This window comes from Citrobacter sp. SX206 (genome assembly GCF_024181025.1).
GTDB lineage: Bacteria > Pseudomonadota > Gammaproteobacteria > Enterobacterales > Enterobacteriaceae > Citrobacter > Citrobacter youngae.
In genome coordinates, this window is the sequence record NZ_CP049738.1 from 4338206 (window position 1) to 4363948 (window position 25743).

General features: G+C 54.6%; 20 protein-coding genes, 1 tRNA gene, 3 rRNA genes and 1 riboswitch. Of the genes, 9 read left to right on the forward strand and 15 right to left on the reverse strand.

The window, feature by feature from the left end; genetic code table 11:
- Positions 1-54: 54 nt before the first annotated feature.
- From aceA to metA, 3 genes are all read right to left on the reverse strand, one after another.
- On the reverse strand, positions 55-1359 hold the full coding sequence (gene aceA / locus G8S19_RS20930) for an isocitrate lyase (RefSeq protein ID WP_003031609.1): 1305 nt from the start codon (positions 1357-1359) through the stop codon (positions 55-57).
- 31 nt (positions 1360-1390) lie between these two features.
- Entirely contained in the window at positions 1391-2992 is a 1602-nt protein-coding gene (gene aceB / locus G8S19_RS20935; protein ID WP_061067003.1) for a malate synthase A, read from the reverse strand.
- A gap of 267 nt (positions 2993-3259) precedes the next feature.
- Positions 3260-4189 carry a homoserine O-succinyltransferase gene (gene metA / locus G8S19_RS20940; protein ID WP_003841431.1) on the reverse strand — a complete coding sequence of 310 codons (930 nt, stop codon included), beginning with the start codon at positions 4187-4189 and terminating at the stop codon, positions 3260-3262.
- Positions 4190-4345: 156 nt separating this feature from the next.
- On the opposite strand from metA, the gene G8S19_RS20945 reads away from it, so the two are divergent.
- Entirely contained in the window at positions 4346-4783 is a 438-nt protein-coding gene (locus G8S19_RS20945; RefSeq protein WP_124021097.1) for an acetyltransferase, read from the forward strand.
- Positions 4784-5037: 254 nt separating this feature from the next.
- Here the strand turns inward: G8S19_RS20945 and rrf are convergent.
- From rrf to G8S19_RS20965, 4 genes are all read right to left on the reverse strand, one after another.
- A 5S ribosomal RNA gene (gene rrf, locus G8S19_RS20950) occupies positions 5038-5153 on the reverse strand.
- Between the two features lie 94 nt (positions 5154-5247).
- Positions 5248-8154 (reverse strand): 23S ribosomal RNA (locus G8S19_RS20955).
- A gap of 219 nt (positions 8155-8373) precedes the next feature.
- Positions 8374-8449: transfer RNA gene (locus tag G8S19_RS20960), tRNA-Glu, on the reverse strand.
- An 85-nt stretch (positions 8450-8534) separates the two neighbouring features.
- Positions 8535-10074 (reverse strand): 16S ribosomal RNA (locus G8S19_RS20965).
- Together the 16S, 23S and 5S rRNA genes with 1 tRNA gene alongside form the textbook arrangement of a ribosomal RNA operon.
- 619 nt (positions 10075-10693) lie before the next feature.
- Between G8S19_RS20965 and purH the strand changes: the two genes are divergently transcribed.
- A complete protein-coding gene (purH, locus tag G8S19_RS20970) occupies positions 10694-12283 on the forward strand; it encodes a bifunctional phosphoribosylaminoimidazolecarboxamide formyltransferase/IMP cyclohydrolase (RefSeq protein WP_253685850.1) in 1590 nt (529 codons plus the stop codon).
- Between the two features lie 15 nt (positions 12284-12298).
- The gene (purD, locus tag G8S19_RS20975; protein ID WP_253685852.1) at positions 12299-13588 is read left to right on the forward strand and encodes a phosphoribosylamine--glycine ligase; all 1290 of its coding nucleotides are present in this window, start codon (positions 12299-12301) and stop codon (positions 13586-13588) included.
- Here the strand turns inward: purD and zraR are convergent.
- Entirely contained in the window at positions 13585-14910 is a 1326-nt protein-coding gene (zraR, locus tag G8S19_RS20980) for a sigma-54-dependent response regulator transcription factor ZraR (protein ID WP_253685854.1), read from the reverse strand. The genes purD and zraR overlap by 4 nt on opposite strands.
- Before the next feature lie 5 nt (positions 14911-14915).
- Positions 14916-16301: a two-component system sensor histidine kinase ZraS gene (zraS, locus tag G8S19_RS20985; protein ID WP_253685856.1), complete on the reverse strand. Its 1386-nt coding sequence runs from the start codon at positions 16299-16301 to the stop codon at positions 14916-14918.
- 264 nt (positions 16302-16565) lie between these two features.
- On the opposite strand from zraS, the gene zraP reads away from it, so the two are divergent.
- On the forward strand, positions 16566-17009 hold the full coding sequence (gene zraP / locus G8S19_RS20990; protein ID WP_253685857.1) for a zinc resistance sensor/chaperone ZraP: 444 nt from the start codon (positions 16566-16568) through the stop codon (positions 17007-17009).
- 61 nt (positions 17010-17070) lie between these two features.
- Here the strand turns inward: zraP and G8S19_RS20995 are convergent, their stop codons facing one another.
- From G8S19_RS20995 to nudC, 6 genes are all read right to left on the reverse strand, one after another.
- Positions 17071-17763: a DUF1481 domain-containing protein gene (locus tag G8S19_RS20995; protein ID WP_253686653.1), complete on the reverse strand. Its 693-nt coding sequence runs from the start codon at positions 17761-17763 to the stop codon at positions 17071-17073.
- Positions 17764-17774: 11 nt separating this feature from the next.
- Positions 17775-18047 carry a nucleoid-associated protein HU-alpha gene (hupA, locus tag G8S19_RS21000; protein WP_001044509.1) on the reverse strand — a complete coding sequence of 91 codons (273 nt, stop codon included), beginning with the start codon at positions 18045-18047 and terminating at the stop codon, positions 17775-17777.
- Positions 18048-18233: 186 nt separating this feature from the next.
- Complete coding sequence (locus G8S19_RS21005; RefSeq protein WP_003842015.1) at positions 18234-18824, reverse strand: YjaG family protein; 591 nt, start codon at positions 18822-18824, stop codon at positions 18234-18236.
- A 33-nt stretch (positions 18825-18857) separates the two neighbouring features.
- On the reverse strand, positions 18858-19538 hold the full coding sequence (gene nfi, locus G8S19_RS21010; protein WP_079940060.1) for a deoxyribonuclease V: 681 nt from the start codon (positions 19536-19538) through the stop codon (positions 18858-18860).
- A 9-nt stretch (positions 19539-19547) separates the two neighbouring features.
- Positions 19548-20612, reverse strand: coding sequence for a uroporphyrinogen decarboxylase (gene hemE / locus G8S19_RS21015; RefSeq protein WP_057064651.1), 1065 nt, complete (start codon positions 20610-20612; stop codon positions 19548-19550).
- A gap of 50 nt (positions 20613-20662) precedes the next feature.
- Positions 20663-21436 carry an NAD(+) diphosphatase gene (gene nudC / locus G8S19_RS21020; protein WP_253685858.1) on the reverse strand — a complete coding sequence of 258 codons (774 nt, stop codon included), beginning with the start codon at positions 21434-21436 and terminating at the stop codon, positions 20663-20665.
- Between the two features lie 96 nt (positions 21437-21532).
- Here nudC and G8S19_RS21025 point away from each other — a divergent pair, with 96 nt between their 5' ends.
- The 5 genes from G8S19_RS21025 to thiS all read left to right on the forward strand — a co-directional run bounded on the left by G8S19_RS21025 (position 21533) and on the right by thiS (position 25742).
- The gene (locus G8S19_RS21025; protein WP_005132871.1) at positions 21533-22021 is read left to right on the forward strand and encodes an Rsd/AlgQ family anti-sigma factor; all 489 of its coding nucleotides are present in this window, start codon (positions 21533-21535) and stop codon (positions 22019-22021) included.
- 51 nt (positions 22022-22072) lie between these two features.
- A riboswitch (TPP riboswitch) is annotated at positions 22073-22195 on the forward strand.
- A gap of 81 nt (positions 22196-22276) precedes the next feature.
- A complete protein-coding gene (gene thiC, locus G8S19_RS21030; protein WP_032950754.1) occupies positions 22277-24175 on the forward strand; it encodes a phosphomethylpyrimidine synthase ThiC in 1899 nt (632 codons plus the stop codon).
- On the forward strand, positions 24175-24810 hold the full coding sequence (gene thiE, locus G8S19_RS21035; protein ID WP_101743153.1) for a thiamine phosphate synthase: 636 nt from the start codon (positions 24175-24177) through the stop codon (positions 24808-24810). The genes thiC and thiE overlap by 1 nt, the downstream gene beginning before the upstream one ends.
- On the forward strand, positions 24803-25561 hold the full coding sequence (locus tag G8S19_RS21040; RefSeq protein WP_253685859.1) for a HesA/MoeB/ThiF family protein: 759 nt from the start codon (positions 24803-24805) through the stop codon (positions 25559-25561). The genes thiE and G8S19_RS21040 overlap by 8 nt, the downstream gene beginning before the upstream one ends.
- Positions 25542-25742, forward strand: coding sequence for a sulfur carrier protein ThiS (gene thiS / locus G8S19_RS21045; protein WP_124021399.1), 201 nt, complete (start codon positions 25542-25544; stop codon positions 25740-25742). Before G8S19_RS21040 ends, thiS begins: the two co-directional genes overlap by 20 nt.
- The last annotated feature ends 1 nt before the right edge of the window (position 25743 follow it).

Below are 25743 nucleotides of genomic sequence, written 5' to 3' on the forward strand. Positions count from 1 at the left end.
ATCCGGCCTACATCCCTTCGTAGGCCCGGTAAGCGCAGCGCCACCGGGCATTAATCAAAACTGCGATTCTTCGGTCGAGCCGGTCAGCGCGGTCACCGAGGAAGCGCCGCCCTGAATGATAGTAGTGACTTTGTCGAAGTAGCCTGTACCCACTTCCTGCTGATGGGACACGAAGGTGTAACCGTCTTTAGCCGCCGCAAATTCTGGCTGCTGAACCTTCTCAACATAGTGGCGCATGCCTTCACCCTGCGCATAGGAGTGCGCGAGGTCGAACATGTTGAACCACATGCTGTGGATGCCCGCCAGGGTAATGAACTGGTATTTGTAACCCATATCCGACAGTTGCTGCTGGAAGCTGGCGATGGTTTTGTCGTCCAGGTTTTTCTGCCAGTTAAATGACGGCGAACAGTTGTAGGCCAGCAGTTTGCCAGGGAATTTCGCGTGAATCGCATCGGCAAAGCGCTTCGCCAGTTCGAGGTCCGGCGTGGAGGTTTCACACCACACCAGATCCGCATAAGGTGCATACGCCAGGCCACGGCTGATCGCCTGCTCAATGCCCGCATGGGTGCGGTAGAACCCTTCACTGGTACGTTCGCCGGTGATGAACTCGCTGTCGTACGGGTCACAGTCAGAGGTAATCAGGTCAGCGGCGTCAGCATCAGTACGCGCAATCACCAGCGTCGGAACGCCCATGACGTCGGCCGCCAGACGGGCCGCCACCAGTTTCTGAATAGCTTCCTGAGTCGGCACCAGAACTTTGCCGCCCATGTGACCACATTTTTTCACCGATGCGAGCTGATCTTCGAAGTGAACGGCCGCTGCACCAGCCTCAATCATCGATTTCATCAGTTCAAACGCGTTCAGGACGCCGCCAAAACCCGCTTCCGCATCGGCGACGATCGGCAGGAAGTAATCGACATAGCGCGGATCGTTCGGTTCAATACCGGTTGACCATTGGATCTGATCGGCGCGACGGAATGTGTTGTTGATCCGATCCACCACCGCCGGGACGGAGTTCGCCGGATACAGTGATTGGTCCGGGTACATGCTGGAGGCCAGGTTGGCATCTGCCGCCACCTGCCATCCTGAAAGGTAGACCGCTTCAATACCTGCTTTCGCCTGCTGCAGCGCCTGACCGCCAGTCAGCGCGCCGAGGCTGTTGATATAACCTTTCTTCGATTCGCCGTGCAGCAGACGCCACATTTTCGCCGCGCCAAGCTGAGCCAGCGTGCATTCCGGGTTGACCGAGCCACGTAATTTCACCACTTCCTCCGCGCTATATGGACGGGTGATGCCTTCCCAGCGCGGTTGAGTCCATTCTTTCTGTAATTCTTCGATTTGTTGAGTACGGGTTTTCATGTGCAGATGCTCCATATTGTTATGTGGTGGATTACGCCAGCAGGCGGTAGCCTGGCAGGGTCAAGAAATCGATCAATTCATCAGAGGTAGTGATTTGCTCCATCAGGCGCGCGGCATCGTCAAAACGCCCGCTGCTGTAGCGGTGTTCGCCCAGCTCGTCCTGAATCACCAGCATCTCTTCGGCCAGCATCTGACGGAACAGCGGTTTGGTAACCGGCTTGCCGTTGCTGAGCGTCTTCTGGTGGTGGATCCACTGCCAGATGGAGGTACGGGAGATTTCTGCGGTAGCCGCATCTTCCATCAGACCGTAAATCGGTACGCAGCCGTTACCGGAGATCCACGCTTCGATGTACTGCACCGCCACACGGATGTTGGCGCGCATGCCTTCTTCAGTACGTTCACCTTCACAAGGTGCCAGCAGTTGTTCTGCGGTAATCGGGGCATCTTCTTCACGGGTCACGAACAGCTGATTTTTGTTTTCACCGAGTACGTCGTTGAACACCGCCATAGCGGTATCTGCCAGCCCCGGATGGGCAATCCATGTGCCGTCATGACCGTTATTTGCTTCCAGCGCTTTGTCCGCTTTTACCTTGGTCAGAACCTGGTTGTTACGTTCCGCATCTTTGCTGGGAATGAACGCTGCCATGCCGCCCATCGCGAATGCGCCACGTTTATGACAGGTTTTAATCAGCAGACGCGAATAGGCGCTGAGGAATGGCTTATCCATCGTCACCACCTGACGGTCCGGCAGCACGCGATCCGGATGGTTCTTCAGCGTTTTGATATAGCTGAAAATGTAGTCCCAGCGACCGCAGTTCAGACCCACAATATGGTCACGCAGGGCGTGCAGAATTTCGTCCATCTGGAAGACGGCCGGCAGCGTTTCAATCAGCAGAGTCGCTTTGATGGTGCCGCGCGGCAGATTAAAACGATCCTCCGCATAGCTGAACACTTCGCTCCACCATGCCGCTTCTTGCCAGGCCTGCGTTTTTGGCAGATAGAAATAAGGGCCACTGCCTTTTGCCAGCAACGCTTTGTAGTTGTGGAAGAAATAGAGGGCAAAATCGAACAGGCTGCCCGGGATGGATTCGCCACGCCAGGTAACGTGTTTTTCCGGCAGATGCAGACCACGAACGCGGCATACCAACAGAGCCGGATTAGGTTTGAGCTGATAAATTTTACCCGCTTCGTTGGTATAGCTAATGGTGCCATTGACCGCATCACGCAGGTTTATCTGCCCGTCGATTACTTTGCTCCACTCAGGAGCCAGCGAATCTTCAAAATCAGCCATAAAGACTTTGACGTTCGCGTTGAGCGCGTTGATGACCATCTTGCGCTCAACGGGTCCGGTGATCTCTACGCGGCGATCCAGTAAATCATCAGGAATACCGCGAATCTTCCAGTTACCTTCACGAATGGAAGCTGTTTCCGAAATAAAATCAGGCAACTTACCGTCATCAATATCCTGCTGTTGTTGGATACGTGCAGCCAGAAGTTTATTGCGTTTCGGCGTAAATCTTGTCACCAGCTCGGTCAGAAACTCCACCGCTTCAGCGGTCAGAATCTGCTGTTCCTGTTCGCCACGCGGCCTAGTGAAGACCAGTTCATCGGTTGTCGTTGCCTGTTGATTCATTGCGTAGTTCCTCGTCATTGATCCAATCACATCCCCAATGCGAACGAAGGATCGTTGTGCGGTTTTCGTTCAGCACAACTAAGACTACTCATTTAAATTTCAAAATCAAAAACAATTTCCATTTTTAATTTAAATATCAATTAACTCATTGATAACAATATAAATAAAATTTAATTACATGATGAGGTGCGTTTCGGAAATAAAAAAGCACCCGAAGGTGCCTGATTCAACATGCTGAAACGCTTAAGGATCGTCTGCTACAGAAGATTAATCCAGCGTTGGATTCATGTGACGCAGATCATATGGCGTGATCTGATAGACGTAATAGTTGAGCCAGTTAGTAAACAACAGATTGCCGTGGCTGCGCCAGGTTGCCCGCGGTTTGTTTTGCGGGTCATCTTTCGGGAAGTAGTTATAGGGTACTTCCGGCGTTAAGCCCGCTTCGACGTCACGAAAATACTCACTGCCGAGCGTATGGGCGTCATACTCCGGATGACCCGTCACAAAGGCAATACGTTTATCTTTGCTGGCAAACAGGTAGGCATCTCCCTCTTCTGTCTCGGCAAAAATCTCGAGATCGGTGTAGTCCCGGATAAGCGCAGCAGGAAAATCGGCATAGCGCGAATGCGGAGCCAGGAACGCATCATCAAATCCGCGCGTCAGTAGCGCATGAGGGTGAAGAATATGGTGCTCATAAACACCTGAGAGTTTGTCCGTGCGGGTTTGTTTGGGAATTCCGTACAGGATATTCAGCGCGGCCTGTACCGCCCAACAAACAAATAGCGTCGAGGTAACGTGATCTTTCGCCCATTCAAGCACTTGTTGAATCTGCGGCCAGTAAGCCACGTCATTAAATTCAACCAGACCCAACGGCGCGCCGGTCACGATCAGTCCGTCAAAGTTCTGATCGCAGATATCCTCGAAATTACAGTAAAAGTTATTCAGATGCTCCGTGGGGGTGTTGCGTGACTCTCGGGCATCGATGCGCAATAGCTGAACATCTACCTGTAGCGGTGAGTTAGACAGTAAGCGCAGGAACTGGTTTTCCGTTTCAATCTTCTTGGGCATCAGGTTGAGAATGAGCACCTTCAGTGGTCGAATTTCCTGACCGGAAGCGCGGGATGTCGTCATCACAAAGACGTTTTCCTCACGCAAGAAATTGACGGCGGGTAGCTCGTCCTGCACGCGAATTGGCATAACCTGATAACCTCACTACATACGTTTAAACGTTTAGACATCCAGACAGCTGAAGATACCCAGGAATCATGCGAATGTCGAGCCTGCATCCTCAAGTTGAGAAAGTTTCACGGCCCTTGCTGTAGAATAGTGCAGTAAAGATAAAAGGAGAATGCTATGCCCTTTACCATTCGTCGTTCGCGTAAGGACGAAGGTGATAAGCTCGTATCTATCTGGTGTCGTTCTGTCGATGCGACGCACCATTTCCTCTCTGCGGATTATCGGATTGAGCTGGAAGAGCTGGTAAGTTCATTTTTACCAGAAGCTCCGCTATGGGTTGCAGTGACAGAACAAGATGAGCCTGTCGCCTTTATGCTTCTGACCGATAAGCATATAGATGCGTTGTTTGTCGATCCAGATGTGCGTGGTAGTGGTGTGGGTAAGTTACTGATTGAACATGCTTTATCAATGAGTTTAACGCTAACAACCAACGTTAACGAACAGAATGAGCAGGCAGTTGGATTCTATAAGAAGATGGGATTTAACGTGACAGGACGTACAGAAGTGGACGATCTCGGACGGCCGTACCCGTTACTCAACCTCGAGCGTGGGTAGCAGGACAAGCTTTTACAGGCCGGATAAGGCGTTTGCGCCGCATCCGGCGGTTTTCTCTCCGTACAGACGCAAAAAAGCCCATCCGTCAGGGCAGTTTATGGCGGGCGTCCTGCCCGCCACCCTCCGGGCCGTTGCTGCGCAACGTTCAAATCCGCTCCCGGCGGATTTGTCCTGCTCAGGAGAGCGCTCACCGACAGACCACAGATAAAACAAAAGGCCCGGTCTTTCGACCGGGCCTTTCGCTTTTATTTGATGCCTGGCAGTTCCCTACTCTCGCATGGGGAGACCCCACACTACCATCGGCGCTACGGCGTTTCACTTCTGAGTTCGGCATGGGGTCAGGTGGGACCACCGCGCTACAGCCGCCAGGCAAATTCTGTTATCAGACCGCTTCTGCGTTCTGATGTCATCTGTAATCAATGCTGAAAATCGTCTCAATTCCGCCAAAACACCTTCGGCGTTGTAAGGTTAAGCCTCACGGTTCATTAGTATCGGTTAGCTCAATGTATCGCTACACTTACACACCCGACCTATCAACGTCATCGTCTTTAACGTTCCTTCAGGAGACTTAAAGTCTCAGGGAGAACTCATCTCGGGGCAAGTTTCGTGCTTAGATGCTTTCAGCACTTATCTCTTCCGCATTTAGCTACCGGGCAATGCCATTGGCATGACAACCCGAACACCAGTGATGCGTCCACTCCGGTCCTCTCGTACTAGGAGCAGCCCCCCTCAATTCTCCAGCGCCCACGGCAGATAGGGACCGAACTGTCTCACGACGTTCTAAACCCAGCTCGCGTACCACTTTAAATGGCGAACAGCCATACCCTTGGGACCTACTTCAGCCCCAGGATGTGATGAGCCGACATCGAGGTGCCAAACACCGCCGTCGATATGAACTCTTGGGCGGTATCAGCCTGTTATCCCCGGAGTACCTTTTATCCGTTGAGCGATGGCCCTTCCATTCAGAACCACCGGATCACTAAGACCTGCTTTCGCACCTGCTCGAGCCGTCACTCTCGCAGTCAAGCTAGCTTATGCCTTTGCACTAACCTCCTGATGTCCGACCAGGATTAGCTAACCTTCGTGCTCCTCCGTTACTCTTTAGGAGGAGACCGCCCCAGTCAAACTACCCACCAGACACTGTCCGCAACCCGGATTACGGGTCCACGTTAGAACACCAGCCATTAAAGGGTGGTATTTCAAGGTTGGCTCCATGCAGACTGGCGTCCACACTTCAAAGCCTCCCACCTATCCTACACATCAAGGACCAGTGTTCAGTGTCAAGCTATAGTAAAGGTTCACGGGGTCTTTCCGTCTTGCCGCGGGTACACTGCATCTTCACAGCGAGTTCAATTTCACTGAGTCTCGGGTGGAGACAGCCTGGCCATCATTACGCCATTCGTGCAGGTCGGAACTTACCCGACAAGGAATTTCGCTACCTTAGGACCGTTATAGTTACGGCCGCCGTTTACCGGGGCTTCGATCAAGAGCTTCTCCTTACGGATAACCCCATCAATTAACCTTCCGGCACCGGGCAGGCGTCACACCGTATACGTCCACTTTCGTGTTTGCACAGTGCTGTGTTTTTAATAAACAGTTGCAGCCAGCTGGTATCTTCGACTGATTTCAGCTCCATGAGTAAATCACTTCACCTACATATCAGCGTGCCTTCTCCCGAAGTTACGGCACCATTTTGCCTAGTTCCTTCACCCGAGTTCTCTCAAGCGCCTTGGTATTCTCTACCTGACCACCTGTGTCGGTTTGGGGTACGATTTCGTGTTACCTGATGCTTAGAGGCTTTTCCTGGAAGCAGGGCATTTGTTACTTCAGCACCGTAGTGCCTCGTCATCACACCTCAGCGTTAAAAAGGTACCGGATTTACCTGGAACCTCCGCCTACATGCTTAAACCGGGACAACCGTCGCCCGGCTAACATAGCCTTCTCCGTCCCCCCTTCGCAGTAACACCAAGTACAGGAATATTAACCTGTTTCCCATCGACTACGCCTTTCGGCCTCGCCTTAGGGGTCGACTCACCCTGCCCCGATTAACGTTGGACAGGAACCCTTGGTCTTCCGGCGTGCGGGTTTTTCACCCGCATTATCGTTACTTATGTCAGCATTCGCACTTCTGATACCTCCAGCATGCCTCACGACACACCTTCAACGGCTTACAGAACGCTCCCCTACCCAACAACACATAGTGTCGCTGCCGCAGCTTCGGTGCACAGTTTAGCCCCGTTACATCTTCCGCGCAGGCCGACTCGACCAGTGAGCTATTACGCTTTCTTTAAATGATGGCTGCTTCTAAGCCAACATCCTGGCTGTCTGTGCCTTCCCACATCGTTTCCCACTTAACTGTGACTTTGGGACCTTAGCTGGCGGTCTGGGTTGTTTCCCTCTTCACGACGGACGTTAGCACCCGCCGTGTGTCTCCCGTGATAACATTCTTCGGTATTCGCAGTTTGCATCGGGTTGGTAAGTCGGGATGACCCCCTAGCCGAAACAGTGCTCTACCCCCGAAGATGAGTTCACGAGGCGCTACCTAAATAGCTTTCGGGGAGAACCAGCTATCTCCCGGTTTGATTGGCCTTTCACCCCCAGCCACAAGTCATCCGCTAATTTTTCAACATTAGTCGGTTCGGTCCTCCAGTTAGTGTTACCCAACCTTCAACCTGCCCATGGCTAGATCACCGGGTTTCGGGTCTATACCCTGCAACTTAACGCCCAGTTAAGACTCGGTTTCCCTTCGGCTCCCCTATTCGGTTAACCTTGCTACAGAATATAAGTCGCTGACCCATTATACAAAAGGTACGCAGTCACCCCATAAAGAGGCTCCCACTGCTTGTACGTACACGGTTTCAGGTTCTTTTTCACTCCCCTCGCCGGGGTTCTTTTCGCCTTTCCCTCACGGTACTGGTTCACTATCGGTCAGTCAGGAGTATTTAGCCTTGGAGGATGGTCCCCCCATATTCAGACAGGATACCACGTGTCCCGCCCTACTCTTCGAGTTCACAACCTGTGCATTTTGGTGTACGGGACTATCACCCTGTACCGTCGGACTTTCCAGACCGTTCCACTAACACACAAGCTGATTCAGACTCTGGGCTGCTCCCCGTTCGCTCGCCGCTACTGGGGGAATCTCGGTTGATTTCTTTTCCTCGGGGTACTTAGATGTTTCAGTTCCCCCGGTTCGCTTCATTACGCTATGTATTCACGTAATGATAGTGTGTCGAAACACACTGGGTTTCCCCATTCGGAAATCGCCGGTTATAACGGTTCATATCACCTTACCGACGCTTATCGCAGATTAGCACGTCCTTCATCGCCTCTGACTGCCAGGGCATCCACCGTGTACGCTTAGTCGCTTAACCTCACAACCCGAAGATGTTTCGTAAAACACCACCGTGTTGCGAAAATTTGAGAGACTCGAACACACCATTTTTCATTTCTTATTACGGAGAAATGAAACAGTGTGTCGTTTCAATTTTCAGCTTGATCCAGATTTTTAAAGAGCAAATATCTCAAACGTCACCCGAAGGTAAGTTTTGAGATATTAGGGCCGGCGACTTTCACTCACACAAACCAGCAAGTGGCGTCCCCTAGGGGATTCGAACCCCTGTTACCGCCGTGAAAGGGCGGTGTCCTGGGCCTCTAGACGAAGGGGACGTGTCAGTCTCAATCGCAAGACGCCTTGCTATTTACTTTTCATCAGACAATCTGTGTGAGCACTACAAAGAACGTTTCTTTAAGGTAAGGAGGTGATCCAACCGCAGGTTCCCCTACGGTTACCTTGTTACGACTTCACCCCAGTCATGAATCACAAAGTGGTAAGCGCCCTCCCGAAGGTTAAGCTACCTACTTCTTTTGCAACCCACTCCCATGGTGTGACGGGCGGTGTGTACAAGGCCCGGGAACGTATTCACCGTGGCATTCTGATCCACGATTACTAGCGATTCCGACTTCATGGAGTCGAGTTGCAGACTCCAATCCGGACTACGACGCACTTTATGAGGTCCGCTTGCTCTCGCGAGGTCGCTTCTCTTTGTATGCGCCATTGTAGCACGTGTGTAGCCCTACTCGTAAGGGCCATGATGACTTGACGTCATCCCCACCTTCCTCCAGTTTATCACTGGCAGTCTCCTTTGAGTTCCCGACCGAATCGCTGGCAACAAAGGATAAGGGTTGCGCTCGTTGCGGGACTTAACCCAACATTTCACAACACGAGCTGACGACAGCCATGCAGCACCTGTCTCAGAGTTCCCGAAGGCACCAAGGCATCTCTGCCAAGTTCTCTGGATGTCAAGAGTAGGTAAGGTTCTTCGCGTTGCATCGAATTAAACCACATGCTCCACCGCTTGTGCGGGCCCCCGTCAATTCATTTGAGTTTTAACCTTGCGGCCGTACTCCCCAGGCGGTCGACTTAACGCGTTAGCTCCGGAAGCCACGCCTCAAGGGCACAACCTCCAAGTCGACATCGTTTACGGCGTGGACTACCAGGGTATCTAATCCTGTTTGCTCCCCACGCTTTCGCACCTGAGCGTCAGTCTTTGTCCAGGGGGCCGCCTTCGCCACCGGTATTCCTCCAGATCTCTACGCATTTCACCGCTACACCTGGAATTCTACCCCCCTCTACAAGACTCTAGCCTGCCAGTTTCGGATGCAGTTCCCAGGTTGAGCCCGGGGATTTCACATCCGACTTGACAGACCGCCTGCGTGCGCTTTACGCCCAGTAATTCCGATTAACGCTTGCACCCTCCGTATTACCGCGGCTGCTGGCACGGAGTTAGCCGGTGCTTCTTCTGCGAGTAACGTCAATTGCTGAGGTTATTAACCTCAACACCTTCCTCCTCGCTGAAAGTACTTTACAACCCGAAGGCCTTCTTCATACACGCGGCATGGCTGCATCAGGCTTGCGCCCATTGTGCAATATTCCCCACTGCTGCCTCCCGTAGGAGTCTGGACCGTGTCTCAGTTCCAGTGTGGCTGGTCATCCTCTCAGACCAGCTAGGGATCGTCGCCTAGGTGAGCCGTTACCCCACCTACTAGCTAATCCCATCTGGGCACATCCGATGGCAAGAGGCCCGAAGGTCCCCCTCTTTGGTCTTGCGACGTTATGCGGTATTAGCTACCGTTTCCAGTAGTTATCCCCCTCCATCGGGCAGTTTCCCAGACATTACTCACCCGTCCGCCACTCGTCACCCGAGAGCAAGCTCTCTGTGCTACCGTTCGACTTGCATGTGTTAGGCCTGCCGCCAGCGTTCAATCTGAGCCATGATCAAACTCTTCAATTTAAGTTTGATGCTCGTGAATTAAACTTCGTAATGAATTACGTGTTCACTCAGAGACTTGGTATTCATTTTTCGTCTTGCGACGTTAAGAATCCGTATCTTCGAGTGCCCACACAGATTGTCTGATAAATTGTTAAAGAGCAGTTGCGACGCGCTTTAGCGCTCTGTCGCGAGGTGGCGTATATTACGCTTTCCTCTTTCAGAGTCAACCCTCATTTTCAGGTTTTTCTCTTCAACCGGCCCGGCTGTTTGTGTGAAGTGATTCACATCCGCCGTGTCGATGGAGGCGCATTATAGGGAGTTTCCCTCAGCCCGCAACCCTTAAATGACAGAAAAATGACTGACTGCTGCAATCCCCAGCAGAACCCCGCCTTATACCCATTTACACACAGAGTTATCCACAAAAATAAGGTTCTCTTTCGAGAGTCACCTGGTTTTATCCCTCATCTATAGAGATGAAATAATGGAATTGAGGTAAAGAGAAAAATTCGCGAGCGTTGCGCAAACGTTTTCGTTACAATGCCCCCGCACAACAAGGATGCCCCGTAAGGGGCGTTAGCTGAGTTTTTAGCCAAGAATTCACCTAACGCTCTCTGTAATAGTCAAATCCAGGGGATTTACCATGCAACAACGTCGTCCAGTCCGCCGCGCTCTGCTCAGTGTTTCTGACAAGGCCGGTATCATCGAATTCGCTCAGGCACTTTCCGCACGTGGTGTGGAGCTGCTGTCTACAGGTGGCACTGCGCGCCTGTTAGCGGAGAAAGGTCTGCCAGTGACCGAAGTTTCCGATTACACCGGCTTCCCGGAAATGATGGATGGACGCGTGAAGACCCTGCATCCGAAGGTCCACGGCGGCATCCTCGGTCGTCGCGGCCAGGATGATGCCATTATGGAACAACACCACATTGCTCCTATCGATATGGTTGTCGTTAACCTGTATCCGTTCGCCGAGACCGTCGCCCGCGAAGGATGTTCTCTGGAAGATGCCGTAGAGAACATTGATATCGGCGGCCCGACCATGGTGCGCTCCGCTGCCAAGAACCATAAAGATGTAGCTATCGTTGTGAAGAGCAGCGACTACGACGCCATTATTAAAGAGATGGATGCCAACGACGGTTCTCTGACCCTCGACACCCGTTTCGATCTCGCGATTAAAGCCTTCGAACACACTGCCGCTTACGACAGCATGATCGCCAACTACTTCGGCAGCATGGTTCCGGCCTACCACGGTGAAAGCAAAGAAGCCGCCGGTCGCTTCCCGCGTACGCTGAACCTGAACTTCATTAAGAAGCAGGATATGCGCTACGGCGAGAACAGCCATCAGCAGGCTGCCTTCTATATAGAAGAGAATGTTAAAGAAGCGTCCGTTGCCACCGCGCAGCAGGTTCAGGGTAAAGCGCTTTCCTACAACAACATCGCTGATACCGATGCGGCACTAGAGTGCGTGAAAGAATTCAGCGAACCGGCCTGTGTGATCGTTAAGCACGCCAACCCGTGCGGTGTAGCGGTAAGCACCTCTATTCTTGACGCTTACGATCGTGCTTACAAAACCGACCCGACCTCCGCGTTCGGCGGCATCATCGCCTTTAACCGCGAGCTGGATGCTGAAACTGCGCAGGCGATCATCTCCCGCCAGTTCGTGGAAGTGATCATCGCGCCATCCGCCACCGAAGAAGCACTGAAAATCACCGCCGCCAAGCAGAACGTTCGCGTGCTGGTCTGCGGCCAATGGGCTCAGCGCGTTCCGGGTCTGGACTTCAAACGTGTGAACGGCGGCCTGCTGGTTCAGGATCGTGACCTCGGTATGGTGAGCGAAGCTGAACTGCGCGTGGTAACCAAGCGCCAGCCGACCGAGCAAGAGCTGCGTGATGCGCTGTTCTGCTGGAAAGTGGCGAAGTTCGTTAAATCCAACGCCATCGTTTATGCCAAAGGCAATATGACCATCGGTATTGGCGCAGGCCAGATGAGCCGCGTTTACTCCGCGAAAATCGCCGGGATCAAAGCGGCCGACGAAGGCCTGGAAGTGAAAGGTTCTGCAATGGCTTCTGACGCTTTCTTCCCGTTCCGCGACGGGATTGATGCCGCTGCCGCCGCCGGTGTGACCTGCGTGATCCAGCCGGGCGGTTCTATCCGCGATGACGAAGTGATTGCCGCCGCCAATGAACACGGCATTGCGATGGTATTTACCGACATGCGCCACTTCCGCCATTAATCCACGGAGCAGACGATGAAAGTATTAGTGATTGGCAACGGCGGGCGCGAGCACGCCCTGGCCTGGAAAGCGGCACAGTCGCCAAAAGTCGAAATGGTATTTGTCGCCCCGGGCAACGCGGGCACCGCGCTGGAACCCACGCTGCAAAACGTGGCCGTCGGCGTAACCGATATTCCGGCGCTGCTGAGCTTTGCCCAGAACGAGAAGATCGATCTGACCATTGTTGGCCCGGAAGCGCCGCTGGTGATTGGCGTGGTTGATGCCTTCCGCGCCGCCGGTCTGAAAATCTTCGGCCCAACCGAAGGTGCCGCGCAGCTGGAAGGCTCCAAAGCCTTCACCAAAGATTTCCTCGCGCGCCACCAGATCCCAACGGCGGAGTACCAGAACTTCACCGAAATCGAACCTGCGCTGGCTTACCTGCGCGAGAAAGGCGCGCCGATCGTTATCAAAGCCGATGGCCTGGCTGCCGGGAAAGGCGTTATCGTGGCGATGACGCTGGAGGAAGCGGAAGCCGCCGTGCATGACATGCTGGCCGGTAACGCGTTTGGCGACGCGGGCCACCGCATCGTTATCGAAGAGTTCCTCGACGGCGAAGAAGCGAGCTTTATTGTGATGGTCGACGGCGAGCACGTGCTGCCGATGGCCACCAGCCAGGACCACAAACGCGTAGGCAACGGCGATACCGGCCCGAACACCGGCGGGATGGGCGCTTACTCCCCGGCGCCGGTGGTAACCGATGAAGTCCACCAGCGCACCATGGAACGCATCATCTGGCCAACCGTGAAAGGCATGGCGGCGGAAGGTAACACCTACACCGGTTTCCTGTATGCGGGTCTGATGATCGATAAGCAGGGCAATCCGAAGGTTATCGAGTTTAACTGCCGCTTCGGCGATCCGGAAACCCAGCCGATCATGCTGCGCATGAAATCGGATCTGGTGGATCTTTGCCTCGCCGCCTGTGACGGCAAGCTGGATGAAAAAACCTCCGAGTGGGACGAACGCGCCTCGCTGGGTGTGGTCATTGCCGCCGGAGGTTATCCGGGTAATTACAATACCGGCGATGAGATCCACGGTCTGCCGCTGGAAGACGTCGCTGACGGTAAAGTGTTCCACGCGGGCACCAAACTGTCTGCAGACGATCGCGTGCTGACCAACGGTGGTCGCGTGCTGTGCGCCACCGCGCTGGGTAACACCGTGGCTGAAGCGCAGAAACGCGCTTACGCCCTGATGACCGACATCCGCTGGGATGGCAGCTTCAGCCGTAACGACATCGGCTGGCGCGCCATTGAACGCGAGCAACGCTAACGCGAAATTTTCGCCAGCAGCGTTTTACGCGTAATGCCTAACTGACGGGCGGCTTCCGTTTTATTGCCGCCCGTTTTTTCAAGCGCCGCCAGAATCACCTCCTTTTCGACATCCACCAGCGGTTGGATCTCGCCACTGAATTCCGTTTTTATCGGCGTCGCGGCAATCGCCATCGGCAGTTCACGTTCGGAAATATATTCCCCCGTCAGCAGCACCACCGAGCGCTCAATCGCATTTTCCAACTCACGAATATTGCCCGGCCAGTCATAGTGGATCAGCAGATCCATCGCCTGCGGCGTAAAGCCTTTCACCACTTTACGGTTACGCGCGGCAAAACGCTGGAGAAAATGTTCGGCTAACAGCGGAATATCTTCCCGGCGCTGGCGCAATGCTGGCATTTCGATGGTGACGACGTTCAGGCGATAGTAGAGATCCTGGCGAAAGCGCCCGGCACTGACTTCCTCCGCCAGATCTCGATGCGTGGCGGCGATCAGCCGGACATCAACCGCAATAGTCTGGTTGCTGCCAACCCGCTGTACTTCTCGCTCCTGGATAGCCCGCAGCAAACGCACCTGCATCAGCGGTGAGATATCGCCAATTTCATCAAGAAATAACGTGCCACCATCGGCTTCCACAAAGCGCCCTTCCCGTCGTTTATCCGCCCCGGTAAACGCCCCTTTCTCGTGACCAAACAGCTCGGACTCCAGCAGCGATTCATTAAGCGCCGCGCAGTTGAGCGTCACCAGCGGCTTATCGCGACGGGCGCTGCAGGCATGCAGCGCCCGGGCCACCAACTCTTTCCCCGTGCCGGAGTCTCCGTGAATGAGCACTGTCGCATCTGAGGGCGCAACCATCGCGATTTCATTAAGCAACTTCTGCATCGCCGGACTGCTGCCAATCATGCCAAACTGTACCGCCGACGCCGATGGCAGTTCGGCGCCCATTTCCCGCGTATGCGCCAGCGCCTTTTCCAGCGTCTCCTGCAGACGGTCAAAATCCAGCGGCTTGATTAAATAGTCCAGCGCCCCGGTTTTAAGCGCCTCAACGGCGGTCTCTACGCTGGAGAACGCCGTCATGATCAAGACCGGAATCGCCGGATTCAGCGCTTTAATCTCTTTCAGCGTTGCGATGCCGTCCATCTCCGCCATGCGTACATCACACAGCACTAAATCAAATACGCGTTCGCGCACCTGTTCCAGCGCCGCTCGCCCGCTATAGGCCAGCGCGACCTCATAACCCCAGCCGCGCAGCAGCGCCTGTAAAATAGTGCAGTGGCTGATATCGTCATCTACTACCAGAATATTGATTTTTCCGCGCGTCATCCTTGTTAATCCTGTTGTTTCGCTTTGGTCGGCAGCCAAAGAGTAAAGGTCGCACCTTTGCCCTCAACGCTTGCCACCTGAATGGTGCCACCATGCTGTTCGATAATGTTCTGCACTACCGCCAGCCCGAGGCCGGTTCCGTCAGCTTTGGTTGTAAAGTAAGGCGTAAAAATGGCCTCCAGCTGTTCCGCTGCAATTCCCTTCCCGCTATCGGTCACCACGATTTTAACGCGATCGCCGCTGCTTTCATTCGCTTCAACCGTGATCGTGCCCTGGTGGCCAATCGCATGAATGGCGTTCAGATACAGATTCAACAAAACCTGAGTCAGTCGGTCAGGATCGGCCTGAATGGTTGGTAGTGCAGGATTTATCGTAAACCGTAATTGAATCTCCCGACTTTGAGCATCCTGGCTTACCAGATGCAATGAGTGGGTGATGACCTCGTTGAGATCCACCTGTTGCAGCGTCAGATGCGCTGGCTTCACCAGCTCCAGCAACTCGCTCACCACCCGATTTAAACGGTCCGCTTCTTTCGCCATCACCTGTGCCAGCTCATGCGACTCGCCACCCGGCGGGGTTCGTTCGGCAAAATACTTTGCCAGACCTTTGATGGAAGACAGCGGATTGCGAATTTCATGTGCGACGCCGGCCGCCAGGTGTCCGAGCGCCAGCAGTTTTTCTTTCCGCTTCATCGCATCCTGCAATTCCTTGTACGAACGCTGATAGCGCTGATACCAGAAAAACGTAAGTACAGTTGCCAGTAGTACAGCCGCCAGCGCAGAGAGGACAATCAACGTGTTACGCCACTCTCTTGTCTGGGTCGCCGCCAGATCGCTGGCATCAAAGGCGATAAATATGGTTTGTGCTGGGGTGATAAGCTGCCCGTCATTACTGGCACAGCGCGCCATGCCGTGGCGTCCTGGACCATACATCGGCTGAAACTGGCGATAAATTTCCAGGGCCGGCGTGTTTTCACCGTCCCTCACTTGAATGTCAATATTTCGCCAGCTTTCTTGTTCTCCGGGATTAAGCTGTCGCAGGACATCCGGTGAATAGAGCGTTTTCCCGACCATTGAGGAATTGCTGTGAGTCATAATGACGCCATGCTCATCCACAACGGCAAACCATAGCACGCCGGGTTGTACGGCCATTTCCTCCAGGAGCGTCTGCTGCTGGGCATGATGCATGCGCATACCCATACCTACGCGCGTACCAGACTCCAGAGCGCGAATGAGTACGCTGCCTTTTTCCAGTAGCGTTTGCCGTGCAGCACCGCTTTCCCGCCCATAGTCCCGAATGGTCATAACCGAAAACCAGCCGACCAAAATCAGGATTGCCGCCAGCAAGAGTCGGCTCAACCACTTTGCCACCGTATCCTTATAAAGACGCATACGCTCTCCCTTCACCCCGCTTGTTCCTTTCATCGTTGCAGGTATACAGCAGAAATCATGCCATTTTTTCCCCCTGATAACCCTGCCCTCAGACACAAACAGCTGAAAGTACCGGGTAAAAATGACTCGCTGGCGCGTTCTGGCGAGTCATTTTTACTCGTTTCCCTACAAAGACGACGCGCACAACGCCCGCAGGGCAGGGATCAACGCTTTGGCACGGAAGATGCAAAAGAGAATGTAAGCTAACCAACAGGAGAACGAACGATGAAACGGAACAACAAACTGGCACTGATTGCACTTTCTCTTATCGCACTGGGCTCCCCCCCGGTACTGGCGCAGAATCACTGGGGATATGGTGATGGAATGCAGCAACGGGGCGGTACCCCAATGACCGCTGAGCAGCAGGCTGCCGCACAGAAAATCTATGATGATTACTACGCGCAGACCAGCGCCTTACGGCAACAACTGACATCTAAACGCTACGAATACAATGCGTTGCTAACAGCCAGTTCACCAGATACTGCAAAAATTAATGCGGTAGCAAAAGAGATGGAAGCGTTGAATCAGTCTCTGGACGAGCAGCGCGTTAAACGCGATGTCGCAATGGCGCAGGCTGGCGTGCCACGTGGCGCGGGAATGGGCTACGGCGGATGCGGCGGTGGCGGTAACCATCGCGGCGGCGGCCATATGGGAATGGGGCACTGGTAAAAGACGTGATGCCTGATGACGCCATACGGTTCAGGCCTGCTGACTACCTGTCTTCAGGTTTTCAGAACGTTTTGGCTGTAGGCTGCCAGTGACAAAAATCTTCATTGGCGACTAGCAGTAGCTGCGACCCTTCGGGCGCTTCCAGCCATGCCACACTCACCTCTACGGATGAATGTTTCTGGCGGCGCTCGATATGGTTTATCGCCCACGACTCCAGGTCTGGCTTCAGCGTTTCACCTTCACAGGTTGTGACCGTGTTATCCGCATGCCAACGTCCCTGACGCAATATCACCCGTCCCTGACGCAGCGCATCGCTGGTCTTGCGGATTTGATCGGCACGATAGCGGTACAACGCAATTTGATCGCTGGAAAGCTGCTGCTTTTGCCCGGCGACTTCACGTTGCATGAAACTCAGTTCGCCGCGGTCATCGAAGCGGATACGAATATGTTCCGGCGGTTTACTGTAAACATTGAGTTCTATCAGAGAGAGCGTATCTCCCTGCCAGCGGTATTCACTGGTGGTGGTATCGCCGTTACGCCACGGACTCAATACCGAGAGCAAGTGAACATCGTCACTGGAATCTTTACGCCAGACGCGTACCGCCCCCTGCTCGCCAACATAACCGCTGGCCGTGAACGGAGGAAGCTCGGAATGACGACTACAGGCCGACAGCAACAGCACACCTGAAAACCAGAGCGTATGACGCCAGATGGACAAAAGGGGCGAAACCGCCCCTTCGTTAAAACTGTTCACTGCCACGCGAATTACTTAACCGCGTCTTTCAGTGCTTTACCAGAAACAAATGCCGGTACGTTAGCTGCGGCGATTTTGATTTCTTTACCGGTCTGCGGGTTGCGGCCAGTGCGCTCAGCACGGTGGTTCACTTTGAAGGTACCGAAACCAACCAGTTGTACAGCATCGCCTTCTTTCAGAGACTCAGTAATAGCAGCCAGAGTGGATTCCAGAGCAGCTTTAGCCTGTGTTTTAGACAGTTCTGCTTTGTCTGCAATTACATCAATCAGTTGAGTCTTGTTCATAAGTTATCCTTACAATGTGTTTATCGCTTGCTAAGCATCGAGTGCGACGGAAATGCCAGAAAAGCACTCTCCTGCATACACGCACCGATAGCCACTTTTTTTCGCCCCCCAAATGTAGACCAGACCGGGGGCGGATGGGAAGCCTTCAGGCACGACAAATCAGGCGTTAAATCACGTTTTGTGGTGTCATTGCTGAAAATTTATACCAATATTGCTCTCACCAGCCTCGCGCAGGTCTGCACGCAGCCCTTTTATCAGCTCAATATCGCGTTCTTCACAGTCGGCTAAAAGTCGGAAAATTTCCCACTGAATATCCCATTCTTGCTCAACGGCAGGGTTCTCTTTGAGCTCTTCATCGGTCATTTCGCGACCAGCTTGCGTCATTTCCAGCATCGCTACTGTGGTAATTGAAGCCTTACTGACTTCAATAGCGTGTTCCAGCGTTTCACCGCTCAGACGTGAATGCATCAGTTCGCTTAATGCCACGCAGGCATCAATCGCCGGGTAAACGCCGTACAGATCGTAATCATCTGCCGACGGGATAGCCTCTTCAAACTTTTCCAGTTGGCTGTCGAAATTGATTTTGGCATCTTTAACCGTCAGCGCTTCCCAAATCAAATCCAGGATTCGGCGGTAAATCTGACCATCGCCAAATTCAGTTTGCTTGCAGAACATGGCGTAATTCGGGTACATGCGTTCGCACAGGCAGGCCATAAACGTGACGTGCTGCCAGCTTTCCAGCTTCTCCAGACGCAGGTGAATCGGATTTTGTAACATGATGAGTTCTCAAATACGGAAATTAGCCGCAGTTTACCCGATATGGGGCGTTTTTGCTGCAAGCCGCGTAAAAGCCGGGCGTTCGGATGCCACCGCATCTGCCCAGCGCGTTGGTTCCGGCAGACGATACCCGTTCATACAGCGTTGTACCCACGCCAGTGCGCTGTCCATACTCACGCGATGACCCGTAGAGATAAACAGCGGGTTACAGCGCGCTTTGCTGCGCCAGACCCATGCCAGCTGTTCGCCTTTATCCAGCAATGGTGCTAACGCGCCGGGTTCGGCAGCGAGCGGCTCAAACTTGCCGCACAGCCGTTTTTTCGCCACGCCAATCGTCGGGACATCCACCAGCAGGCCAAAATGGCTGGCCACGCCCAGACGGCGCGGGTGCGAAATGCCGTGCCCGTCAACGAACAGCAGATCTGGCTTGTGCGAGAGCAATTGCCAGGCGGCCATCAGCGCGGGGGTTTCACGAAAGGAGAGAAAACCGGGAATGTAGGGCATGGTGGTGGCGATACGCGCCACCTTGTATTCAACCAGTTCAAGCGTGGGATACTTCAGTAAGACCATCGCGGCTCGCGTCACTTCGCCACCCTGCTCAAACCCAACGTCCGCCCCGCCGATCAGATCAGGCGGATCGTTCTTCAGACGATCCTCGCGGATCACTGAAGAGGCCAGTTCAAGCTGCTGCGCGCGTAATGACGCGAGATCCATAATGACTCCTTAGCGGTGGTACTGTTCGGACAACCGATGTACCGCCTCCACAAAGACACCCGCATGTTCTGGCGGGACGTCCTGATGAATGCCGTGGCCCAGGTTAAAGACATGCCCTTCGCCCTGACCGAATCCGGCCAGAATTGTCGCCACCTCTTCTTCGATGCGGGCTGGCGGCGCATACAGCATGGATGGATCCATATTGCCCTGCAGCGCCACTTTATGACCTACACGACGACGCGCATCGGCAATGTCAGTGGTCCAGTCGAGACCTAACGCATCACAGCCAGTTTCCGCCATCGCTTCCAGCCACTGACCGCCGCCTTTGGTAAACAGGGTCACCGGTACACGACGACCGTCGTTCTCGCGCAGCAGGCCATCAACGATTTTGTGCATGTAGTACAGGGAGAACTGCTGATAGTCGCGACCGGTCAGCACACCGCCCCATGTATCGAAAATCATCACCGACTGCGCGCCCGCTTTGATCTGCGCGTTCAGGTACAGCGTGACGCTTTTCGCCAGCTTATCCAGCAGCAGATGCAGCGCTTTAGGGTCGGCATACATCATCTTTTTAATCACGGTGAAGGCTTTGCTGCTGCCGCCTTCAACCATGTAGGTCGCCAGCGTCCACGGGCTACCGGAGAAGCCGATCAGCGGCACTTCGCCTTTCAGTTCACGGCGAATCGTGCGCACCGCATTCATCACGTAACCCAACCCATCTTCCGGGTCCGGGATCGGCAGTTTGTCGACGTCCGCCTTGCTGGTAATCGGCGAGGTAAAGCGTGGGCCTTCTCCGGCTTCAAAATAGAGCCCAAGCCCCATCGCATCGGGAATCGTCAGGATATCCGAGAAGAGGATCGCGGCATCAAGCTTATAACGACGCAACGGCTGCAGCGTAACTTCGCAGGCCAGCTCGGCATTTTTGCACAGCGCCATAAAATCGCCCGCCTCGGCGCGCGTGGCTTTATATTCCGGTAGATAGCGGCCCGCCTGGCGCATCATCCATACCGGAGTGACATCAACGGGCTGGCGCAGCAGCGCACGCAGATAACGATCGTTCTTCAGTTCGGTCATTTTTGCAGTTCCTTATTGCGTCAGTCCATCAGTGTATCATCACTCGTTCTTTACTCGTACTCAGCCCGACACATCGCCACAGTGTCTTCAATCAATCGCCGCGCGACAGTGCCTGGCGGGGGAAGCAGCGGTAGATCATCGTAGCGATACCAGTTCGCTTCCAGCAGTTCTTTCGGGTCGATAACAATCTCTCCGCTATCATACTCTGCCATAAATGCGGTCATCAAAGACTGTGGGAACGGCCACGGCTGAGAAGTGACATAGCGCAGGTTTTTCACCTTAATGCCGCTCTCTTCCATGACTTCACGCGCCACCGCCTGCTCAAGGGTCTCGCCCACTTCGACAAAACCCGCCAGCACGGTATGCACGCCGTTGCGATGGCGAACATGTTGGGCGAGCAGGATAGCGTCGTCACGGCGAATGGCGACGATAATGCAGGGGGCAATTTGCGGGTAGTAGCGTTCCCGGCAGTGGCTGCACAGCATCGCCCATTCCGTTTTACTCGGGTACATCGTGTGCCCACAGTAGCCGCAGAATTTATGCGAGCGGTAAAACTCGGCCAGCTGTACGCCGCGTCCGGCCAGTTGAAACAGGCCTACATCCTGGTCAATGACCTGGCGTACCGACCCCATATCGTGGCGACGTTGCTGCTGCACCAGCCAGACCGTCTCCCCTTCCCATTCGCCGATAGAAAGTGCGCGCTGCCCGCTCAAATCAAAACGTGCCGCGTCGCCGTGAGGCAGCTCGCCATGAGGCAACCATAACTTTTGCTCATGACTGACAATCCACCAGCCGCTATCTAATTTTTCAATTATACGATCCATATCTCTTGCGCAACCTTTGCTTCACAGGCATGTTGTTTACATTATTTTTACATTTACGGGTGAGCAGTTCCTAAACACCATCTTGCGGAGTCAATCATGCTAAACCAGCTGGAAAGCCTGACGGAGCACGTCGGAGGAAGTAATAAACTGGTTGATCGCTGGCTACATGTACGTAAGCACCTGCTCGTGGCTTACTACAATCTGGTTGGCATTAAGCCTGGCAAAGAATCGTACATGCGGCTCAATGAAAAAGCGCTGGATGATTTTTGTCAGAGCCTGGTCGATTACCTCTCCACCGGACACTTCAGTATTTATGAACGTATTCTCCATAAATTGGAAGGGAACGGGCAGCTTTTAAAAGCCACAAAAATTTGGCCACTGCTGGAAGCCAACACACAACTGATCATGGATTACTATGACACCAGTCTGGAGACCGCCATTGATCATGATAACTTCCTTGAATTTCAACAGGCTTTATCCGATATCGGCGAGGCGCTGGAAGCCCGGTTCGTGCTCGAAGATAAGCTGATCATGCTGGTATTTGATGCGATGCACGAGAGTGGCACTCTCAAACGTCCTGCTTGAGATTTGTCGCATTAACGCGTAGTTTACATTCATTACCTCTAAGATAGAGGTTACTTCTTGTCGGAGTGCTTATTTTCCACAACAGCATGAGTGGAAAAGGCTGAGACCGTTAATTCGGGATCCGCGGAACCTGATCAGGTTAAAACCTGCGAAGGGAACAAGAGTCAATCTGCAACCGCATCGCCCCAGGGCGATCGTCTCTCTTGCTTCATCCGTCGTCTGACAAGCCACGTCCTTACTTTTTTGGAATGAGCTATGTCTGCCACTACTAAACCATCACGCCGCGAACAGCGCGCGCAAGCCCAACACTTTATCGATACCCTGGAAGGGACCGCCTTTCCGAACTCAAAACGCATCTACATCACTGGCTCGCAGCCGGATATCCGCATCCCGATGCGCGAAATCCAGCTTAGCCCGACGCTGATTGGCGGCAGCAAAGACAACCCGCAATTTGAAGACAACGAAGCCGTGCCGGTGTACGACACCTCCGGGCCGTATGGCGATCCTGACGTGGCGATTAACGTCCAGCAGGGCCTGGCGAAACTGCGCCAGCCGTGGATTGCGGCGCGTAACGACAGCGAAGAATTAGACGACCGTAGTTCCGCTTATACCAAAGAACGTCTGGCCGACGATGGCCTGGACGAGCTGCGTTTCAGCGGCCTGCTGACGCCAAAGCGCGCCAAAGCCGGTAAGCGCGTGACCCAGCTGCACTACGCCCGTCAGGGGATCGTGACGCCAGAGATGGAGTTTATCGCCATCCGTGAAAATATGGGCCGCGAGCGTATCCGTAGTGAAGTGCTGCGCCATCAGCATCCAGGGATGAACTTTGGCGCGCGCCTGCCGGAAAATATCACGCCGGAATTCGTGCGTGATGAAGTCGCTGCGGGCCGGGCGATTATTCCTGCCAATATCAACCACCCGGAATCCGAGCCGATGATCATCGGTCGCAACTTCCTGGTGAAGGTGAATGCCAACATCGGTAACTCGGCGGTCACTTCTTCTATCGAAGAAGAGGTCGAAAAACTGGTGTGGTCTACCCGCTGGGGCGCGGATACGGTGATGGACCTGTCGACCGGCCGCTATATTCACGAAACCCGCGAGTGGATCCTGCGTAACAGCCCGGTGCCGATCGGCACCGTACCGATCTACCAGGCGCTGGAGAAGGTCAACGGGATCGCCGAAGATCTCACCTGGGAAGCATTCCGTGACACGCTGCTGGAGCAGGCCGAACAGGGCGTGGATTACTTCACCATTCATGCTGGCGTGCTGCTGCGCTACGTGCCGATGACTGCCAAACGCCTGACCGGTATTGTCTCGCGCGGCGGTTCTATCATGGCGAAATGGTGCCTCTCGCATCACAAAGAGAACTTCCTGTTTGAACATTTCCGTGAGATTTGCGAAATTTGCGCCGCCTACGACGTCTCGCTCTCTCTCGGCGACGGCCTGCGTCCGGGTTCGATTCAGGATGCCAACGACGAAGCGCAGTTCTCCGAACTGCATACGCTGGGCGAGCTGACCAAAATCGCCTGGGAATACGACGTGCAGGTGATGATTGAAGGCCCGGGGCATGTGCCGATGCATATGATCCAACGCAACATGACCGAAGAGCTGGAGAGCTGCCACGAAGCGCCGTTCTACACCTTAGGGCCGTTGACGACAGATATCGCGCCGGGCTATGACCACTTCACCTCCGGCATTGGCGCGGCGATGATCGGCTGGTTTGGCTGCGCGATGCTGTGCTACGTCACGCCAAAAGAGCACCTCGGCTTGCCGAACAAAGAAGATGTGAAACAGGGGCTGATCACCTACAAGATCGCCGCTCACGCCGCTGACCTCGCCAAAGGGCATCCGGGCGCGCAGATCCGCGATAACGCGATGTCAAAAGCGCGCTTTGAATTCCGCTGGGAAGACCAGTTTAACCTCGCGCTCGACCCGTTCACCGCCCGCGCCTATCACGATGAAACCCTGCCGCAAGAGTCCGGCAAGGTCGCCCACTTCTGCTCGATGTGCGGGCCGAAGTTCTGCTCGATGAAAATCAGCCAGGAAGTACGCGACTACGCCGCCGCGCAGACTATTGAAGTGGGAATGGCGGATATGTCGGAGAACTTCCGCGCCAAAGGCGGTGAAATCTACCTCAAAAAAGAGGAGGCATAATGTACCAGCCTGATTTCCCGACCGTGCCGTTCCGCCTCGGGCTTTACCCGGTGGTGGACAGCGTGCAATGGATTGAACGCCTGCTGGCAGCGGGCGTGCGCACGATCCAACTGCGCATTAAAGATAAACGCGATGAAGAGGTGGAAGCCGACGTTATCGCCGCCATCGCGCTGGGGCGTCGCTATGACGCCCGCCTGTTTATTAACGACTATTGGCGGCTGGCGATTAAGCACAACGCCTACGGCGTGCATCTGGGCCAGGAAGATCTCGAAACCACCGACCTGAAGGCCATTCAGGCGGCGGGCTTACGCCTGGGGGTTTCCACCCACGATGATATGGAGATCGACGTCGCGCTCGCCGCTAAGCCTTCTTATATCGCGCTCGGCCACGTCTTCCCCACGCAAACCAAGCAGATGCCTTCCGCCCCGCAGGGGCTGACTCAGCTGGCAGGTCATATTGAACGACTGGCAGATTACCCGACCGTGGCGATTGGCGGCATCAGCCTTGAGCGCGCCCCGTCGGTGCTGGCGACCGGCGTCGGCAGCATTGCCGTGGTCAGCGCCATTACCCAATCGGCCGACTGGCAGGCAGCCACGGCGCAGCTGCTCGACATAGCGGGAGTCGGCGATGAATGACCGCGACTTTATGCGCTACAGCCGGCAGATCCTGCTCGGCGATATCGCGATTGAGGGCCAACAAAAGCTGCTCGACAGCCATGTGCTGATTGTCGGCCTGGGCGGGTTAGGTTCGCCTGCCGCGCTGTATCTGGCGGGTGCGGGCGTCGGCACGCTGACGCTGGCGGACGATGACGACGTTCATCTGAGCAATCTGCAACGGCAAATATTGTTCACCACCGACGACATTGCTCGCCCGAAAGCGCTGGCGGCGGAACGCCATCTGGCGCGTCTTAACCCGGACAGCGAGCTGGTCGTCCTTGAGCAGCGGCTGACGGGCGATGCGCTCCGGCACGCTGTCGCGCGTGCCGACGTGGTGCTCGACTGTACCGACAACATGGCCACGCGTCAGGAAATTAACGCCGCCTGCGTGTCGCTCAACACCCCGCTCATCACCGCCAGCGCAGTCGGTTTCGGCGGCCAGTTGATGGTGCTCACGCCACCGTGGGAGCAAGGTTGTTACCGCTGCCTGTGGCCGGATGATGTCGAACCCGAACGCAACTGCCGTACCGCCGGTATCGTCGGCCCGGTTGTCGGTGTGATGGGCACCTTGCAGGCGCTGGAAGCCATCAAACTGCTTAGCGGCATTGCGACGCCCAGCGGAGAGTTACGCCTGTTTGACGGTAAAACCAGCCAGTGGCGCAGCTTCGCACTTCAACGTGCCAGCGGCTGCCCGGTATGCGGAGGGCAACATGCAGATTCAGTTCAATGATGAGCCGATGCAGTGCGCCGAGGGGCAAACCGTCAGCGGGCTGCTCACCGAGCTTAATCAGCTAAAACCGGGCGCGGCGCTGGCGCTCAATCAGCAGATCCTGCCGCGCGAGCATTGGCAGCGGCACATCGTGCAGGAAGGCGACCAGATCCTGCTTTTTCAGGTTATTGCAGGGGGTTGAT